The organism is Pseudomonas subflava (assembly GCF_023823685.1).
Lineage (GTDB): Bacteria > Pseudomonadota > Gammaproteobacteria > Pseudomonadales > Pseudomonadaceae > Aquipseudomonas > Aquipseudomonas subflava.
Window position 1 is genome coordinate 14,256 of sequence record NZ_JAMXBF010000015.1, and the last position, 16,505, is coordinate 30,760.

Below are 16,505 nucleotides of genomic sequence, written 5' to 3' on the forward strand. Positions count from 1 at the left end.
CCCCTCATGAAACGCTCCAAAAGCAGCAGCCGCTGGCTGAACGAACACGTCAACGACCCCTACGTTAAACGCGCGCAGAAGGACGGCTATCGCTCGCGCGCCAGCTACAAGCTGATCGAGCTGAACGAGAAGGACAAGCTGATCCGCCCCGGCATGCTGATCATGGACCTGGGCTCCGCGCCCGGCGGCTGGTCGCAGGTGGCCGGAAAGATCGTCGGTGAGAGCGGACGGGTGATCGCCAGCGACATCCTGCCGATGGACCCGCTGGACAACGTCGACTTCATCCAGGGCGACTTTACCGACGACGGCGTGTTCCGGCAGATCCTCGACAAGCTGGGCGGCAGGCGCCCCGACCTGATCATCTCCGACATCGCCCCCAACATCAGCGGCGTCGCCGCCGCCGACCAGGCCTCATCGATGTACCTGGTCGAACTGACCCTCGACATGGTCCGCCAGGTGCTCAAGCCTGGCGGCAACTACGCGGTCAAGGTGTTCCAGGGCGAAGGCTCCGAGGCCTTCCTGAAAGACGTGCGCAGCTCGTTCGAGAAGGTCTCGATCCGCAAACCGGAAGCCTCCCGCCCACGCTCGCGGGAGGTTTATCTGGTGGCAAAGGGGTTCAAGGGGTAAGGCGCCGTTACGCGCCAGAACGTCGCACCGAACGTACGGTGAGCCACAAGGCCAGGACTGCCAACACCAGCGCGCCCACCGCGGGCGCCAACAGACCCCGCTCGATGAAGGGCGCGACCAGCGCCGTGCCCAGCGAGGTGGCACCGAGCATGGCGATGACAACGATGGCCGACGCGCGGGCATCGTCACCGTTCGCCGCCACCATGGCGGCATGGAAGCCCACCGGGCCACGCAAGCCGAGGCCTGCGTTGAGCAAAAGAAACATCAGCGTCACCATCAACGCCGACGTGCCGCCCGCCATCGCGTAGGCCGCGAGCAGCAGCGTTCCGAGCATGGCCAGCGCGGTACCCAGCGACAAGAGCGCGTCCCTGCCGAAGCGCCTGACCAGGAATCCCGACGCATTCGCCGTTGCGATGAACAGGGAGATGCCAACGATCTGCAAAGTGACGAAGCCGATGGACTGGCCCGCCAGCACACCGGCGAACAGCGCCGGCGCCGCGAACACCACCACCAGCAACGCCGCCAGGGTGAACGCGTAACCCAACGCCAATTCGAGGAACGCACCGTTGCGCAGCAGCGCGGCATAACCGCCCGGCTGCGCGGGGCGCGTGGCCGGTGGGAAGTGCCGATGCTGGCGAGCCAGCAGTATGGCCAGCAGCACTGCACCGCCGACCAATAGCCAGAAGCTGCCGCGCCAGCCCACCAGCGGCAGCAGCGCAGCTCCGAGCACCGGGGCGAAGGCTGGGGTCAGCGCCTCGATGCTGCCGAACAGCCCCATCGCCCGCACCGCCTGTTCGTCGCGATACAGCCGGCGCAGCATGCCAGGGGCGAAGACTGCCGCCGCCGCGCCCGAGGCGCCCTGGGCCAAGCGAGCGGCGATCAGCATCTCCAACGAATCGCTGTTGGCACAAAGCGCCGACGTGGCGGCGTAGGACAGGAGCGAGGCGCCGAGCAGATAGCGCTGATCGAAGCGCGCGCCGAGTTCGCCAAAACCGAGCAGGCCCAGGGCTGCGCCGGCGGTGAAGGCAGCCAGCACCAGCTGCGCCTGCTCCGGCCCACCGCCGAGGGCGGCGGGCAATGTGGGGATGGCGGGCAGGATCAGGTCGGTGCCGGCAATGCCAAGAATGGTGGCCGCCAGCAGCAGGCCGAATACGGTGGTGGTCGAAGCGGCGTGCACGATCAGTTCAATCTCAGGTGGAGCAACGGATAGGGGCGGCCTTCGCCGTCGAACTCGGAACGTCCGACGATTCTGAAACCCATTCGTTCGTAGAAGGTTCGCGCCCCCGGGTTCTGCTCATTCACGTCCAGGTACAGCGTGTGATGGCTGCGTCTGGCCAACTCGATGAGCAGTCGGCCAATGCCTTTGCCGTGAAATGCCGGATCGACGAACAGGCTATCGATGGTGAAGCCGGTCATGCCCATAAAGGCCAGTGGCCGGTCGCTGGCGTCGACCACCACCTGGAAACCGGCCTCCGGCAAGTACTGGTGCTTCACCTGAAAGGCGATCAGCTCCAGATGCTCGGCGCTGAGAAAGTGATGGGTGGCTTCGACGGCGCCGCGCCAGATCTCATAGAGGCGCGGTGCATCACTCGGCGTGCTGGGGCGAATGCATTTGACGATAGATTTCATGACTCGTGCTTTGTGTAGGGATTGAAGAAATCCAGGCAAATCGACGCGCCGCAGAGACGCAGCACGCACCGCGCACGCCACGGCGATCAGTTGCCAGGAGGTATGCTCACCGAGTACGGCGGCGATCCCCAGCAGCGGCTGCTCGGCTGCTCTAGCCGCCTGCCAGATGGGCCGAATGCGGCCGTGCTTGCGAGACCGGCGATGGACGAGAATATCGTCCCGGCTCGGGCAACGCCTCAGCCCAGCCGGCTTCGGCGTCCCTCAGGTTCAACGTGATGCATATGCAGGACCCGTCTCTACGAGGTGCTCGAGCGCGCCATCACTCGCATTTTCACGGGCGAGGCGAGCGTGCTGGAAAGCGGGCAACATTAACCGCGGACGGGTGCCGCCCGCTCGCATAATTCATGCGTGGCCTCCGCCCCACAGGCGCCCTAGGCTGTGGGGCGCAGTACAAGGCCAGCGCAGATGATGATTCATTAGTTCGGAGGCCGAGATGGCCAATCTCATCCTGCTCCAACCCTCTTTGGGCGGTGCCCTGCGCCGCTGGCGCGTGCAGCACCGAATCAAGCAGTCCCATGCCGCCGGCCTGTTCGGCGTCAACCAATCGACCATCTCGCGCTGGGAGACCGGTGTGCAGGAGATGAGCCCTGGCGAGCGTGCCCGTGTCGAGAGGCTGCTGCTGGCGCGGCTGGACTCAGCGGCCGATGCTGCCCTGGCCAGGCTGGTGCAGGACAGTACGAAGCCAGTGCACCTGGTGTGCGACCTGTCTCACCGGTTGCTAGCCTGCTCGAGCGCCCGCGCGGCCGAGTTCGCGCTGCCGCTGTCGGCGTTGCTCGGCGAGTCGCTCTGGCCGTTCGCTACCGAGGAGATCGCGCTCCGGGAAGCAGCGCTGGACGACCTGGGTTGGCGGGACATAGCGAGATCGGTATCGGTGGAATTCGCCAGCGGTGCCAATGGCTCGCCGCTGGTGCCCATCGTGCCAAGTCGATGTCGCTGGACGCGCCTGATGCTGTCCGATGGCACGGCGGCGCGCCTGGTGGAGACACTCGATCAGCCACGGCCGTAGGCGCCTCGTACTGCACCGCGAATTCCCTTTCACGACCTCGGTGCATGACAGATGGACGACGAGACCCTCAAGGCAAGGCTGGCATTCCTGCGCACGGCCGAATCGCTGAAGAACGTACTGCGCAGTGGGCGGACCTCCAACGGACGGCGCGAGAGCACCGCCGAACACAGCTGGCGGCTGTGCCTGATGGCAATCGCCTTCGAGGATCAGCTCCATGGCCTCGACATACTGCGTCTGCTGAAGCTGTGCGTCGTCCACGACCTGGCAGAGGCCATCGGCGGCGACATTCCTGCCGTCGATCAGCTCGCCCCCATAAGCAAACACCAGCAGGAACGACATGACCTGCATCTGCTCACCAGCGAGCTGGACGCAGGCCTGCGAAAAACCATTCACGCGCTCTGGGAAGAGTACGAATCGGCCTCCACCCCCGAGGCCCAGGCGGCCAAAGCGCTGGACAAGCTGGAAACCATCCTCCAGCACAACCAGGGCGCCAACCCACCCGGCTTCGACTACCGCTTCAACCTGCACTACGGCATTCGTTATATGGCGGCTCATCCGTTGTTCAGCCGGATCCGCCGGGAACTCGATGCCGACACGTGCGCAAGGATCGATGTTCAGGATCTCGCCTGACCGAGGCATCAGGCCCGCGCGCACTCGGCGGCCTTGCCCAGTTCGATCATCCAGTCGATGAACACCCTGAGCTTGGCGCTGACATGCCGGTTGGGCGGGTACGCCAGGTAGAGCGGCAGCGGATTCACCTCCCACTCCTCGAACAACGGCACCAGTGCCCCGCTCGCCCTGTGCGCCTTGGCCATGTACTCCGGCAGCCAGAGGATGCCGAGGCCGGCCAGCCCGGCGACGAGGTAGGCGTTGCCGTCATCCACCGTCAGCGCGGACCGACCTTGCAGGGCGATGCGCTCCTCGCCTCGCCGCAGCACGCCGGCGAAGGCCTTGCGGGAGCGAGCGCCGAGAAAACTGACGATCTGGTGCCCGCCCATTTCACCCGGATGTTCGGGCACGCCGGCACGCGCCAGGTAGGCGGGCGCGGCGTATACGCCGATGCGCAGGTCGCCCAGGTGGCGGGCCACTAGCGACTGGTCGGTGATCTCGCCGCCGCGCACCACGCAGTCCACGTTGTCGCCGATCAGATCGACGTAGCGGTCGCTCACACCCAGGTCGAGCTGGATCTCCGGATAGCGCGCATGAAAGGCCGGCAGCGCCGGGATCAGGATCGTACTGGCGAAGGGGCTGGGCACGTCCACCCGCAAGCGGCCGCGCGGCAAGGCGGAGGCGTCGGACAGGCTGGTCTCGGCGTCGTCCATGTCGGCCAACAGACGGATGACTCGCTCGTAGTAGGCAGCGCCGTCGGCGGTGACATGGACCCTGCGCGTGGTGCGGTTGAGCAGCCGCACGCGCAGGCGCGCCTCCAGCTGCTGCACCAGTTGGGTAACGCTGGTCTTGCTCATGTGCAGAGTATCGGCGGCCTTGGTGAAGCTGCCGGTTTCCACCACGCGGGCGAACGCCTGCATCGCATCGAAACGGTCCATCGCGACTCCGAACTGGGCGGGATTGTTTGGATTCTACAAACAGTGATGGACAGTGTTGCTCGTTTATCGGGTTGGCGCACGCGCCTAGAGTCGCCCCATCGATAACCCCGATGGAGAAACAAAGATGACTACCCGCAACGTGATTTACCCGCCCGACCGCCACGCCCTGTACGACCTGCACCGCTACTCGCCGGCGATTCGCTCCAACGGCTTCCTGTTCGTCTCCGGCCAGGTCGGCAGCCGCAAGGACGGCTCGGCCGAACCGGACCTCGCAGCCCAGGTACGCCTCGCCTTCGCCAACCTCATCGCGATCCTGGCCGAAGCCGGCAGTAGCTTTGACGATGTGGTCGACACGACCATCTTCATGGTCGATCCCGACTCGAAGTTCGAGACCATCTGGGAGGTAGCCGCCGAGTTCTGGGGCAAAGCGCCCTACCCGACGGTAACCGCCATTGGGGTAACGTGGCTGTCCGGGTTTGACTTTGAGATCAAGGTGATTGCCCGACTGCCGCAATGACCGCAAGCCCCACTCACGAGTGGGGCTTGTCTTTCAGCCTGCCAGCTCCTGCAGATAGATCCAGGGATAGATGCCCTTGTCGTGGCCATCGCTGAACACCAGCTGCACGCCGTAGCCCTGCTGATTGATGGCGCACAGGTGTACCTCGCTTGGCGCCGCGTCGATGCGCCCATTCAGGCGCGCCGCGCGGCACTGCGAGCAGGGGCAGGCGGCGCGCAGGCAAGCATGGCTGAGCTGGCTGACCTGGCCGTCCGGCCATTCCAGGCACAGCTGGCCGGCGGCGCTGCGCAAGGCGCTGGGCGCGTTCATCGCATCGCGCCCTGCAACTGGCCGAGGGCAATTCGCACGGCCTTGCGCACCTCGGGGTCGCCGTCGTTTTCCGCCGCCTGCAACGCCGGCAGCGCGGCCGGGTCGGCCAGCTCGCCCAAGGCCAGGGCCGCTTCCTTGCGCAGGTTGCTGATGCTATGGCCGAGCAGCTCGACCAGCGCACTCAGCGCACCGGCGAAACGCAGCTTGCCCAGCGCCCGAGCGGCGCGCAGACGCACCTGCCAATAGCCATCGGCCAATGCCTCTACCAGCGCCGGGCCGGCATCGCTCTGCCCGACCTTGCCCAAGGTGGTGGCGGCTTCCTCGCGCACCTGCCATTCACGGTCACGCAGCGCGGCGCGCAGGGCCGGCAACACGCTGGCGTCGCTGGCCAGGCCCAGGGCGCCGGTGGCGGCACGGCGCACTTCGGTATCCGGGTCGCGGCTGGCCAAGGTGGCCAGGGCCGGCAGCGCATCGGTCTGTTTCAGCCAGCCGAGGATGCCGACCGCCTCGCGGCGGACGAATGCGTCGCTGTCATGCAGCGCGCCCAGGGCCAGCGGTGCGGCCTCGGCCAGGCGCAGCTCGCGCAAGGCACGCAGGGCGCTGGCACGGACGAAGGCATCGCCATGGGCGGCCCAGGGCAGGATCACCCTGCCCGCCTCGGCGCTCTTCAGTTCGGACAGGCTCTGCGCGGCGGCGGCGCGCACTTCCTCATCGGCGTCGGCCAGGGCGGCGCACAGGGCGGCGACCACCTCGGGCTCTTCCCAAGCCTCCAGCAGGCGCGCGGCCTCGGCGCGCACCTCAGCGGCGGGGTCATCGCCCAGGGCCTGGGTCAGCCAGGGCAAGGCATCGGGGTCTTCCAGGTCGGCCAACTCGATCAGGGCGATGCGGCGCACACCGGCGTCGGCATCGGCCAGGCGCGGCTGCAGGTCGAGGATGTCCGGGTTGTCGGTAATCAGATCGGCGATGGATAGCGTGGTCATAGGGCGATTCGCAGTGGCGGATGTTCGGTGGTGGGCAGGCCCAGCGGGGTGAGGCGTGGCAGTTCGCGGCCTTCCTCGTGACGCAGCAGTTCCAGGCAGTGGCGCTTGAGGTGGACGAAGCCGGGGCTGGTCAGCAGGCTGGCGTTGCGCGGGCGCGGGAAGTCCAGGCGCAGGTCCTCGATGAAGCGGCCCGGACGCGGGCTCATCACCAGGATGCGGTCGGCGAGGAACAGCGCCTCGTCGATATCGTGGGTGACGAACACCACGGTGGTGCGGATGCGCGTCCAGATATCCAGCAGCAGCTCCTGCATGCGCGAGCGGGTCTGCGCGTCCAGGGCGCCGAACGGCTCGTCCATCAGCAGCAGGCGCGGCCGGTTGATCAGCACGCGGGCGATCTCGGCGCGCTGCTGCATGCCGCCGGAGAGCTGGTTGGGCCAGCGCGTGGCGAAGTCCTGCAGGCCGACCAGGCGCAGCATCTCGGCGGCCTGGCGGCGCCGTTCGGCCTTGCCGATGCCTTGCATCTTCAGGCCGAAGGCGACGTTGTCCAGCACGCTGCGCCAGGGCAGCAGGGTGTGATGCTGGAACACCATGCCGCGCTCCGGCGAGGGACCGGCCACCGGCGCGTTATCCACCAGCAGGCTACCGCCGGCGGGCCGCAGGTGACCGGCCAGGGCGCCGAGCAGGGTCGACTTGCCGCAACCGGACGGGCCGAGGATGCACACGAATTCACCGGGCTCGACGGCGAAGTCCAGCGCCTGCACCGCCTCGAAGGCCTCGCGGCCCTGGCCGAGGCGGATGGACAGCTGGCGGCCGTCGATGCGGCCGGGCTCGGGGGCTCTTTCGTAGACGCTCATCGCTGTGCTCCGCTGCGGTACCAGGGCGTGGCCAGGCCGCCGAGGCGCTTGACCAGGCCGCTGCTGGCCATGCCGAGCAGGCCGATCAGCAGCATGCCGACGACGATGTTCGGGTAGTTCTGGATGGTGTAGGACTCCCAGGTGTAGTAACCGATGCCGAACTGGCCGGAGATCATCTCGGCGGTGACCAGGCAGAACCACGAGGTGCCCATGCCGATGGCGAGGCCGGTGACGATGCTCGGCGCCGCGCCGGGCAGAATCACCTCGCGCAAGATGGCCAGGCGCCCTGCCCCGAGGCTGCGCGCCGAGGCGATCAGGCGCGGATCGACGCCCTCCACGCCGTGGATTGTGTTGAGCAGGATGGGGAACAGCGCGCCGGTGAAGGTGATAAACACCATCGACAGCTCCGACGAGGGGAACATCAGGATGGCCAGGGGAATCCAGGCCACCGCGGGAATCGGCCGCAGCACTTCCAGCGGAGGGAGCAGGCTGTCCTCGGCCCATTTCGAGCGACCGATGGCCAGTCCGAGCAGCACGCCGATCACGGCGGCGCTGAGGTAACCGGCAAACACTCGGCCCAGGCTGCTGCCGAGGTGAGCCAGCAGCTGGCTGGAGTGCAGCAGTTGCCAGGCCGCGTCGAGCACGGCGCTGGGCGTGGGCACATAGGTGAAAGTGAGCAGGCCCAGGTCCAGGCGCGCAGTGGCGGCCAGCTGCCAGAACAGCAGGCAGGCGGCCAGCGAGGCGAGGCGCAGGGGCCAGCGGTATAGAGAATTCATAGCCATCTCCGTAGCCCGGATGAAATCCGGGAATAACTGTGCGGTCCCGGATTTCATCCGGGCTACGTCCCTCTCCCATAAATGGGAGAGGGCGCAGTCCGTGCACGGCAGGCCGGCGCGAGTCATCCCTCTCCCCCTGTGAGAGGGGCCGGGCGGGCCGCGTAGGCGTGAGGGATTGGCAAGCCGCTCCGAGTTGCCTACGGCACCCTCACCCCAGCCCTCTCCCAAGGGGAGAGGGAGCTCACACGCCACGATGCCTCCTTAAAGACTGGCGACGGCCTGCTGGTTGGCGCTGACGAAGTCCAGCGCGGTGCCGCCGTGCTGCTGGGCGTAGGCCTCGGCCTGGTCCTTGAGCAGGAAGGCGGAGAGTTCACCCTTGCCGTTGCGCACGAACCAGGCCTGGTTGGCCAGCAGCTTGATGCCGCTGTCGGTGGCCTGGGCGTAGATGGCGCGGATGTCCTTGCCCTCCTGCTCCAGCGCGGCCAGGGCCTTGAGCGCGGCTTCCGGCGAGCTGTAGTGGCGCACCTTGTCCTCGCCGCGCACCCAGATCTGCGCCAGGCGCGAAACGTCGGTGATCGGCTTGCCGGTCAGCGCGTCATTGGCCTTGAGCGGCAGCGGCTGGTAGTCGGCCAGGGCCTTGTCGTAGTCGCGGCCGGCCTGCTTGAAGGCGGCGCGGATGTATTGGTCGTCGACGAACTTGTCCACGTCCAGGCCGCGGTCGGTCTTCTTCAGCAGCTTGAGGGTGTCGATAGAGGTGGCCAGCGCCTTGCGGTACTCCGGCTTCCAGGTCAGGTCGCGGGTCTGCAGGCCGAGCGGGCCGTGGAACAGGTAGTTCACCTCGGCCTCGATGCCGGTGACCTTCTCGATCAGCTCGCTGTATTTCTCCGGCGACTCGGCGAACAGGCGGTCGGCCTCGAGGCTGGCGCGCAGGTAGGCGGTGACCACTTCCGGGTACTTCCTGGCGTACTCGGCATCCACCAGCGCGCCATGGAAGGTCGGCGCGTTGGCCTGGGAGCCGTCGTAGATCTTGCGGGCGAAGCCACGGTTGGGGAACAGCTCGGCGAACGGCACGAAGTCGGCATGTGCCTCGATGCGGTTGCTGCGCAGGGCCGAGCCGGCGATCTCCGGCGGCTGGGCGATGATGCGCACGTCCTTCTGCGGGTCCCAGCCCTGCGCGGCCACGGCGCGCAGCAGCATGCCGTGGGCGGTGGAGGCGAACGGCACGGAGATGGTCTTGCCCTTCAGCTCGGCCAGCGACTGCACGCTGGAGGACGCCGGCACCACGATGCCGTTGCCGCTGCCACGGGTGCTGCCGGACAGCACGCTGAGGAACAGGCTGCGCTTGCCGGCATCGAGATGGGCGACGCCGTTGAACGAGCCAGGGAAGTCGGCCATGGCGCCGAAATCCAGCTTGCCGGCGACCATCTCGTTAGTCAGCGGCGCGCCGCTGGTGAAGTTCTTCCACTCGATCTCGTACTTCACGTCTTCGTACTTGCCGTCCTTCGGCAGGTACTTGTCGAGCAGGCCCAGCTCGCGGATGAGCAGGCCGCCGGTGGCGCAGTTGATGGTGGTGTCCTGGGTGCCGATGGCGACGCGGATCGTCTCGGCCTGGGCGTGAACGGAGGCGATGGCCAGGGCGAGGCCGGCCAGGGTAGTACGCAAGCGCATGGGTGTTTCCCCTCGAATCATGGTTTTTTGAGTCGTCTCCGCCATGCGGTTGGCTGGTGGGAAACGAGGGGTTTTGCAGGCAAGGCGTCCGGGGTTTCCGGATGGCGGTTTTCGCCCCCTCTCCCTCCGGGAGAGGGTTGGGGTGAGGGCGATACGGGCGGCTAGGTGTTCCCTCATCCGCCCTTCGGGCACCTTCTCCCAAGGGGAGAAGGAAGAACTCAGCGCAGCAGGTAGGGAATCTCCACCTTCACCGCACCGGTCGGGCAGTCCTTCTCGCAGGGCATGCAGTACCAGCACTCGTCGAAGGTCATGTAAGCCTTTTGCGTCGCCGGATTGATCGCCAGCAGGTCCATCGGGCAGACCTCGACGCACACGGTGCAGCCCTTGTGGGCGATGCACTTGTCCTCGTCGATGGTCACCGGCGCATTGCTGCGAAAGAAGATTTCCTGGGGCTGGTAGGCCATGTCACGGTTCCTCGGAGCCTGTGGCTCTCTCGTTTCTGCGGCCCCTGCTCGGGGCCTGCACGCAGGTGTGGTCAGGCGGCGTCGCTACGCACCCGCAGGCGCTGGTAGGCGTGCTGTTCCTCGTCATCCAGCGGAATCAGGTACGGCTCCACCGGCTTCTTGAAGCTGGTCATCTCGCCGTCCTCACCCTTCTTCAGGTGGCAGTGGGCGAACCACTCGGCGTCGTTGCGCTGCGGATGGTCGACCCGATAGTGGTACAGGCCCCAGCGGCTCTCGGCGCGGAACAGCGAGGCGCGCGCGGCCATCTCGGCGCAGTCGCGGATCACGCTGACTTCCAGGGCGCGCATCAGCTCGTGCGGGTTGTTAGCCTTGAGCTGGTCGAGGTCGCGCTGGATATCGGCGAAACGGGTCAGGCCGATCTCCATCTTCTTGGTCACCTTGGGCGGCTGCAGGTAGTCGTTGACCATGCGCCGCAGCTTGTACTCGACCTGGGCCGGCGGCAGGCCGTGCTCGCGATTGAGCGGCGCATACACCCGCGCCTGCTCGCGCTCGACCTGCTGCGCGTCGATCTCGGTGAATTCACGGCCGGCGATGTACTCGGCGGCATTGACCCCGGCGAACCAGCCGTAGGTGAAGGCGCCGAGCATGTAGTTGTGCGGAACGGCGGCCATATCGCCGGCCGAGTACAGGCCCTTCACGCTGGTCTCGGCCTTCTCGTTGACCCACACGCCCGAGGCGCTGTGGCCGGAGCAGAAACCGATCTCGGAGATGTGCATTTCCACCATGCCGGTGCGGTAGTCGGTGCCACGGTTGGCGTGGAACTGGCCGCGGCTGGGCCTCTCGTTGCTATGCAGGATTTCCTCGATGTTCTGGATGGTCTCCTCGGCCAGGTGGTCGAGCTTGAGGAACACCGGGCCGTTGCCGCCCTCCAGCTCCTGGTGGAACTCCCACATCATCTGCCCGGACCAGTAGTCGCACTCGATAAAGCGTTCGCCCTTGTTGTTGGCGGTGTAGCCGCCGAGCGGGCCGGTGACGTAGGCGCAGGCCGGGCCGTTGTAGTCCTTGATCAGCGGGTTGATCTGGAAGCACTCCAGGTTCGCCAGCTCGGCGCCCGCGTGGTAGGCCATGGCGTAGCCGTCGCCGGCGTTGGTCGGGTTCTCGTAGGTGCCCATCAGGTAGCCGGAAGCCGGCAGGCCCAGGCGCCCGGCGGCGCCGCAGGCGAGCACCACGGCCTTGGCGCGGATCAGGTGGAAATCCGCGGTGCGGCAGTCGAAGCCCATCACCCCGTTCACCGCGCCCTCGGCGTCGGTCAGCAGGCGGGTGGCGATGACCCTGTTGGTGATCTCCACCCGCGCGCGCTTGAGCTGGCGGTACAGCACCTTCTTGATGTCGTGCCCCTCGGGCATCGGCAGCACGTAGGCGCCCATGTGATGGACCTTCTTCACCGCGTAGTCGCCGGTCTCGTCCTTCTCGAACTTCACGCCCCAACGGTCGAGCTGCTCGATGGTCTCGAAGCTCTTGGTGGCGTAGGCGTATACCGCCGCCTGGTTGACGATGCCGTCGTTGGCGATGGTGATTTCCTTGGTGTACTGCTCGGGCGTGGCGTGGCCGGGGATCACCGCGTTGTTAAGGCCGTCCATGCCCATGCTGATGGCGCCGCTGCGCTTGACGTTGGCCTTGTCCAGCAGCAACACGCGCAACTCGCGGTTGGCCTCCTTGGCCTTGATCGCGGCCATCGGGCCGGCGGTACCACCGCCGATCACCACCAGGTCGTATTCGCGTTCAATCGTATTCATGCGTGGGAGCCCTTCTGGCGGTCGATGCGCAGGCGATACTGGAAGGCGTCGCCGCGGTAATAGAGGTATTCGAAGTCCAGCGGCGTGCCGTCGGCGCCGTGGGTCAGGCGCTCGATACGCATGATCGGCGCGCCCTCCTCCACGTTCAGCGCACGAGTCAGGTCGGCGTCGGCCAGCACCGCGTCGATGGCCAGGTCGGCATGGCCGAGGGCGATGCCGCAGTCGTTCTCGATGATCAGGAAGATGTCGCGGGCCACCAGGTCGGCCTTCTCCAGCTTCTCGCCGACGGCGCGCGGTACATAGGTGACTTCCAGCGACACCGGCTCGCGATTGACCAGGCGCACGCGCTTGATCTCGGTGACCGGCGCGCCCTCCTCCAGGCCCAGGCGCTCGGCGACGCGAGCATCGGCCGGCAGATGCTTGAGGCTGTGCAGGCGGTTGATCACCTCGTAGCCCATCTGCGACATGGACTCGGCCAGGCCCTGCAGGGTGCTGACGTTCTGGAACGCCTTAGGCTTGGCGACGAAGGTGCCCTTGCCATGAATCTTGAAGATCAGCCCTTCCTTCTGCAGATCCCCCAGCGCCTGGCGCACGGTGATGCGGCTGACGCCAAACGCCTGGCCCAGCTCGCTCTCCGAAGGCATGCGGCTGTGCGGCGGATAGGTACCGTCGAGGATGCGCCCACGCAGCAGCTCCTTGAGCTGGCTGTACAGCGGCACGGGGGACAGGGGAAGCAGTTCGGCCATGTTCTCGTCTCTGATCTCTACTTGTCATAACAAGCTGTGACGAGAAGATAGCGAGCATAAGAAATGCACGGGAAATACTTTTATTGCATAAGCTTATGATGCGATGGAGGTCGCGAGCCGAATAGCCCGCCTATTCGGCTCACGAGAGCGGATAACCCAGAAACAAAAAGGCCAGTCATTTCTGACTGGCCTTTGTCGCATCGCTATGTTTTCCCTGACGGTACGTGCTCTCTTCGCTCAGTTTCCGTGAGCGGCGCCGTCGCGCCGTTATGAAGAATGACAGCAGCCGCCGCATTACGCTTTGGAAATCCGGAACCGCCATAGTCACCCCCTAACCCTGTTGGCCGCGTAAACCACTCTCATCGAGGCCCGCTGCCGATTTCAGTATCTTCAAAATCACCAACGTAAATGCTCGGCTCTTGACCTCGTTATCCAGCACATCCAGCGACATTTTTTCATGATCGGTCATGGCGTCCAGAACCATATCCTCGACCCGCTTGGGGAACAGGCCGTGCATTACCTGTTCGGTCGAGTGGTTGCTGATCTGGGCCATCACCGCCTCGTCTTTGCTCAGGCGACTGACAATGCCATTGGCATAGTGGAGTTGGTTGTCATCGCCCACCTCCGCACCGAAGATATCGTTCAGCGCCTCGATGATTTCCGACAGCCGCTTCTTCTCCGGGTCGTGGGGCTTGCCGCTACCCAGCCCTGTAGCCGGATCAAGGCCATACTCGCCGCGCTCTTCACTGAGTCGCAACTGATGCTCGGCGCGCTTGGTCAGGCGGTAGTGGGTCAGTTGCAGTTCGCCCACGTCCACGTCTTCCTGCTCCAGGCGATCCACGCGCAGCAGCGGGTGCAGGTGCTTGGCGTACACGCACAGCTGCTCCAGCTCGCGATCCTCATAGGGAATGATCTGCGAGAGGAACTCGTAGAGGCGCACAAAGCTCTGCAGGTTCTTCTTGAACAGGTCGAGCTGATCCACCTGCTCGCCAGCTTCCTTCACTGCCGCCTCGGCCTTTTTCAGGCCCGCGCTGTCGCCGTTCTGCTCGGCGGTACGCCTGAACTCCAGCGCCTGTTGGCGTGATTCCTGGGCCAGCATGTAGCGCTTGGCAAAGCGTTCCTTGGCCGGTGCGCAGTAGTAGCTGAGTTTGCTGGCGGCCGCCTTGGGATCGAAGAAGGCCAGCGCGAACGCTGTCACTTCTTCCCAGTGGTAGATGCCCTCGGCATCCAGCTTCTTCTGTAGGTCATAAATGAGCTGCGGGTCGGTCACGTCGGTCAGCTCGGCCTTGGTGTAGTACGGCAGGAAGGCGTCGAGAATGTCCTGGGCGTCGTTGAAAAAGTCGAGGATGAAGGTCGGCTTGCTGTCGCCAAAGGTACGGTTCAGGCGCGACAGGGTTTGCACGCAGTCCACGCCCTGCAGCTTCTTGTCCACGTACATGGCGCACAGCTTGGGCTGATCGAAGCCGGTCTGGTACTTGTTGGCGGCGATCATCACGTTGAAGTCCTGGGTATCGAAGGCTTCCGCCAGGTCACGCCCGTTCAGACCGGGGTTGAGCAGATTGCTGCTTTCCGTCACCTCTTCGGGGATCACCCCGTCCGGCAATACGCTGCCGGAGAAGGCCACCAGCGGATGCACATCACCGTAGCCCATCTGCTTCACATAGGCCTGCACCGCCAGCTGGTAGCGCACCGCCTCCTGCCGACTGCTGGTGACCACCATGGCCTTGGCCTGGCCACCCAGCAGGTGGCGGATATTGGCGCGGAAGTGCTCGACGATCACCTCCACCTTCTGGCTGATGTTGTACGGATGCAGGCGCACCCAGCGCGCCAGCTTCATGCGCGCCTTCTTCGAGTCCACTTCCTCGTCGTCACCGTCCGGGTGGGCGATCTTCCAGGCGGTACTGTAGGTGGTGTAGTTCTGCAGCACATCGAGGATGAAGCCTTCCTCGATGGCCTGGCGCATGGAGTACAGGTGGAACGCCTCGGGCTTGTTGTCGGCGCTCGCCGGCAATGCCGGATTGGCCGAGCGACCGAACAGCTCCAGGGTCTTGGCCTTAGGCGTGGCGGTAAATGCGTAGTAGCTGATGCGTTCGTTGGGCGCACGGGCAGCCACGGCGGCGTCCAGCAGCTCTTCGGCGCTGATCTCTTCTGCATCCAGGGCATCGCTGCCGAGAATCTGCTTCAGCTTGCTGGCCGATGAGCCGGTCTGCGAGGAGTGCGCCTCGTCGGCGATCACTGCATAGCGGCCGCTGGCCAGCTTGGGGTACTTGTCCAGCGCATCGAACAGCGCCGGGAAGGTCTGGATGGTGACGATGATGATGCGCGTCTGCTCGGCCAGCGCCTCGGCCAGTTGCTCGGACTTGCTCTGATTGCCGATATCGCGGGTGATGCACTTGACCACGCCCTGGGCGTGCTCGAACTGGTAGATGGTGTCCTGCAGTTGCTTGTCCAGCACGGTGCGGTCGGTAATCACGATCACCGAGTTGAACAGGCGCTGGCCCTCGGCATCGTAGAGCGAGGCCAACTGATGCGCCGTCCAGGCAATCGAGTTGGACTTGCCCGAGCCGGCGCTGTGCTGGATCAGGTAACGCTTGCCCGGCCCTTCGGCACGGGTGGTCTCGATCAGTTTGTTGACCACTTCCCACTGGTGATAGCGCGGGAAGATCAGGGTCTCCTTGGTGACGCGCTGGCTATCGGCATCTTCCTTCACGCTCTTCTGCAGGTGCAGAAAGCGACCCAGCACCTTGAGCCAGGCATCCGGCTGGAACAAGCGCTGCCACAGGTATCCGGTGGCGTACTGGCTGTCGTCCAGCGCAGGCGGGTTGCCAGCGCCGCCGTCGAGGCTGCCGAGGTTGAACGGCAGGAAGAAAGTCTCCTTGCCAGCCAGCTGGGTGGTCATCGCCACCTCATCCTGGCTCACGGCAAAATGCACCAGCGCGCCGCGCTTGAAGGTCAGTAGCGGCTCGGGCTTGCGCGTCAGTGGGTCTTTTACCGGGCGGTCGTAGCGGTACTGGCGCTTGGCGTTTTCCACGCTCTGCTTGAACTCGCTTTTAAGCTCCAGCGTGGCGACGGGGATGCCGTTGACGAACAGCACCAGATCCAGACGCGGGTTGTACTCGCCTTCTCGATAGTGGGGCGAGTAAGACACCTCCGGCACCACGCGCAGGCGGTTGCACTGGTAGCGCTTGAGGGTGTCCGGGTTCATGCCGTGGTCGGGTTTGAAGCTGCACACCTCGATCTTCACCCCCGGCAGCTTGAAGCCATGGCGCAGCACATCCAGGGTGCCGTCCTGCTCCAGCTCGCGTACCAGTTTTTGTACCAGCACGCCTTCCGGGTTGTTCGGGTTGGCCTTGGCGAACTTGTCCCAACGCTCTGGCCAGGCGTCTTTGAAGTAGCCGAGAAAGTCCTCGGTATACAGCGCCGTGCGCCGGTCATAACCGCTGGCCGGGCCGTTCAGCCAGCCCTGGGCGACCATGGCGGTGATGATGTCCTGCTGAAACTGGTATTCCTTGCTGTCTGCCATGCC

16 protein-coding genes are annotated in these 16,505 nt (G+C 65.4%); 4 read left to right on the forward strand and 12 right to left on the reverse strand.

Features of this window, described 5'->3' with window-relative positions; translation table 11 throughout:
* The first annotated feature begins 6 nt into the window (after window positions 1-6).
* Entirely contained in the window at window positions 7-627 is a 621-nt protein-coding gene (gene rlmE, locus NF616_RS19785) for a 23S rRNA (uridine(2552)-2'-O)-methyltransferase RlmE (RefSeq protein WP_252275497.1), read from the forward strand.
* A gap of 7 nt (window positions 628-634) precedes the next feature.
* Here rlmE and NF616_RS19790 read toward each other — a convergent pair whose 3' ends face one another.
* Both NF616_RS19790 and NF616_RS19795 read right to left on the reverse strand, forming a co-directional pair.
* On the reverse strand, window positions 635-1,804 hold the full coding sequence (locus tag NF616_RS19790; protein WP_252275498.1) for an MFS transporter: 1,170 nt from the start codon (window positions 1,802-1,804) through the stop codon (window positions 635-637).
* A gap of 2 nt (window positions 1,805-1,806) precedes the next feature.
* A complete protein-coding gene (locus NF616_RS19795) occupies window positions 1,807-2,256 on the reverse strand; it encodes an acetyltransferase (RefSeq protein WP_252275499.1) in 450 nt (149 codons plus the stop codon).
* Window positions 2,257-2,749: 493 nt separating this feature from the next.
* Between NF616_RS19795 and NF616_RS19800 the strand changes: the two genes are divergently transcribed.
* Together NF616_RS19800 and NF616_RS19805 are read left to right on the forward strand one after the other, a co-directional pair.
* Window positions 2,750-3,322 (forward strand): helix-turn-helix domain-containing protein, encoded by a 573-nt coding sequence (locus NF616_RS19800; protein WP_252275500.1) that lies wholly within the window; start codon window positions 2,750-2,752, stop codon window positions 3,320-3,322.
* A 51-nt stretch (window positions 3,323-3,373) separates the two neighbouring features.
* Entirely contained in the window at window positions 3,374-3,952 is a 579-nt protein-coding gene (locus NF616_RS19805; RefSeq protein ID WP_252275501.1) for an HD domain-containing protein, read from the forward strand.
* A gap of 8 nt (window positions 3,953-3,960) precedes the next feature.
* Here NF616_RS19805 and NF616_RS19810 read toward each other — a convergent pair whose 3' ends face one another.
* Window positions 3,961-4,869, reverse strand: coding sequence for a LysR family transcriptional regulator (locus tag NF616_RS19810; RefSeq protein WP_252275502.1), 909 nt, complete (start codon window positions 4,867-4,869; stop codon window positions 3,961-3,963).
* A gap of 124 nt (window positions 4,870-4,993) precedes the next feature.
* Between NF616_RS19810 and NF616_RS19815 the strand changes: the two genes are divergently transcribed.
* Entirely contained in the window at window positions 4,994-5,386 is a 393-nt protein-coding gene (locus tag NF616_RS19815) for a RidA family protein (protein ID WP_252275503.1), read from the forward strand.
* A 33-nt stretch (window positions 5,387-5,419) separates the two neighbouring features.
* Here NF616_RS19815 and NF616_RS19820 read toward each other — a convergent pair whose 3' ends face one another.
* The 9 genes from NF616_RS19820 to NF616_RS19860 all read right to left on the reverse strand — a co-directional run bounded on the left by NF616_RS19820 (window position 5,420) and on the right by NF616_RS19860 (window position 16,502).
* A complete protein-coding gene (locus NF616_RS19820) occupies window positions 5,420-5,695 on the reverse strand; it encodes a DUF971 domain-containing protein (protein ID WP_252275504.1) in 276 nt (91 codons plus the stop codon).
* On the reverse strand, window positions 5,692-6,675 hold the full coding sequence (locus NF616_RS19825) for a HEAT repeat domain-containing protein (protein ID WP_286675146.1): 984 nt from the start codon (window positions 6,673-6,675) through the stop codon (window positions 5,692-5,694). The genes NF616_RS19820 and NF616_RS19825 overlap by 4 nt, the downstream gene beginning before the upstream one ends.
* A complete protein-coding gene (locus NF616_RS19830) occupies window positions 6,672-7,529 on the reverse strand; it encodes an ABC transporter ATP-binding protein (RefSeq protein ID WP_252275505.1) in 858 nt (285 codons plus the stop codon). The genes NF616_RS19825 and NF616_RS19830 overlap by 4 nt, the downstream gene beginning before the upstream one ends.
* The gene (locus NF616_RS19835) at window positions 7,526-8,305 is read right to left on the reverse strand and encodes an ABC transporter permease (RefSeq protein WP_252275506.1); all 780 of its coding nucleotides are present in this window, start codon (window positions 8,303-8,305) and stop codon (window positions 7,526-7,528) included. Before NF616_RS19835 ends, NF616_RS19830 begins: the two co-directional genes overlap by 4 nt.
* 261 nt (window positions 8,306-8,566) lie before the next feature.
* On the reverse strand, window positions 8,567-9,973 hold the full coding sequence (locus NF616_RS19840; protein ID WP_252275507.1) for an ABC transporter substrate-binding protein: 1,407 nt from the start codon (window positions 9,971-9,973) through the stop codon (window positions 8,567-8,569).
* 218 nt (window positions 9,974-10,191) lie between these two features.
* A complete protein-coding gene (locus tag NF616_RS19845; RefSeq protein WP_252275508.1) occupies window positions 10,192-10,437 on the reverse strand; it encodes a 4Fe-4S dicluster domain-containing protein in 246 nt (81 codons plus the stop codon).
* 71 nt (window positions 10,438-10,508) lie between these two features.
* Window positions 10,509-12,233: a fumarate reductase/succinate dehydrogenase flavoprotein subunit gene (locus NF616_RS19850; protein WP_252275509.1), complete on the reverse strand. Its 1,725-nt coding sequence runs from the start codon at window positions 12,231-12,233 to the stop codon at window positions 10,509-10,511.
* Window positions 12,230-12,979 carry a GntR family transcriptional regulator gene (locus tag NF616_RS19855; RefSeq protein ID WP_252275510.1) on the reverse strand — a complete coding sequence of 250 codons (750 nt, stop codon included), beginning with the start codon at window positions 12,977-12,979 and terminating at the stop codon, window positions 12,230-12,232. The genes NF616_RS19850 and NF616_RS19855 overlap by 4 nt, the downstream gene beginning before the upstream one ends.
* A 331-nt stretch (window positions 12,980-13,310) precedes the next feature.
* The gene (locus NF616_RS19860; protein WP_252275511.1) at window positions 13,311-16,502 is read right to left on the reverse strand and encodes a type I restriction endonuclease subunit R; all 3,192 of its coding nucleotides are present in this window, start codon (window positions 16,500-16,502) and stop codon (window positions 13,311-13,313) included.
* Window positions 16,503-16,505 lie beyond the last annotated feature (3 nt).

Excerpts from the sequence above, each read along its gene's own strand:
- NF616_RS19855 (WP_252275510.1), bottom strand. The coding sequence starts at position 12,979 with ATGGCCGAACTGCTTCCCCTGTCCCCCGTGCCGCTGTACAGCCAGCTC.
- NF616_RS19850 (WP_252275509.1), bottom strand. The coding sequence starts at position 12,233 with ATGAATACGATTGAACGCGAATACGACCTGGTGGTGATCGGCGGTGGT.
- NF616_RS19820 (WP_252275504.1), bottom strand. The coding sequence starts at position 5,695 with ATGAACGCGCCCAGCGCCTTGCGCAGCGCCGCCGGCCAGCTGTGCCTG.
- NF616_RS19825 (WP_286675146.1), bottom strand. The coding sequence starts at position 6,675 with ATGACCACGCTATCCATCGCCGATCTGATTACCGACAACCCGGACATC.
- NF616_RS19805 (WP_252275501.1), top strand. The coding sequence starts at position 3,374 with ATGGACGACGAGACCCTCAAGGCAAGGCTGGCATTCCTGCGCACGGCC.
- NF616_RS19815 (WP_252275503.1), top strand. The coding sequence starts at position 4,994 with ATGACTACCCGCAACGTGATTTACCCGCCCGACCGCCACGCCCTGTAC.
- rlmE (WP_252275497.1), top strand. The coding sequence starts at position 7 with ATGAAACGCTCCAAAAGCAGCAGCCGCTGGCTGAACGAACACGTCAAC.
- NF616_RS19795 (WP_252275499.1), bottom strand. The coding sequence starts at position 2,256 with ATGAAATCTATCGTCAAATGCATTCGCCCCAGCACGCCGAGTGATGCA.
- NF616_RS19860 (WP_252275511.1), bottom strand. The coding sequence starts at position 16,502 with ATGGCAGACAGCAAGGAATACCAGTTTCAGCAGGACATCATCACCGCC.
- NF616_RS19835 (WP_252275506.1), bottom strand. The coding sequence starts at position 8,305 with ATGAATTCTCTATACCGCTGGCCCCTGCGCCTCGCCTCGCTGGCCGCC.
- NF616_RS19845 (WP_252275508.1), bottom strand. The coding sequence starts at position 10,437 with ATGGCCTACCAGCCCCAGGAAATCTTCTTTCGCAGCAATGCGCCGGTG.
- NF616_RS19800 (WP_252275500.1), top strand. The coding sequence starts at position 2,750 with ATGGCCAATCTCATCCTGCTCCAACCCTCTTTGGGCGGTGCCCTGCGC.
- NF616_RS19830 (WP_252275505.1), bottom strand. The coding sequence starts at position 7,529 with ATGAGCGTCTACGAAAGAGCCCCCGAGCCCGGCCGCATCGACGGCCGC.
- NF616_RS19810 (WP_252275502.1), bottom strand. The coding sequence starts at position 4,869 with ATGGACCGTTTCGATGCGATGCAGGCGTTCGCCCGCGTGGTGGAAACC.
- NF616_RS19840 (WP_252275507.1), bottom strand. The coding sequence starts at position 9,973 with ATGCGCTTGCGTACTACCCTGGCCGGCCTCGCCCTGGCCATCGCCTCC.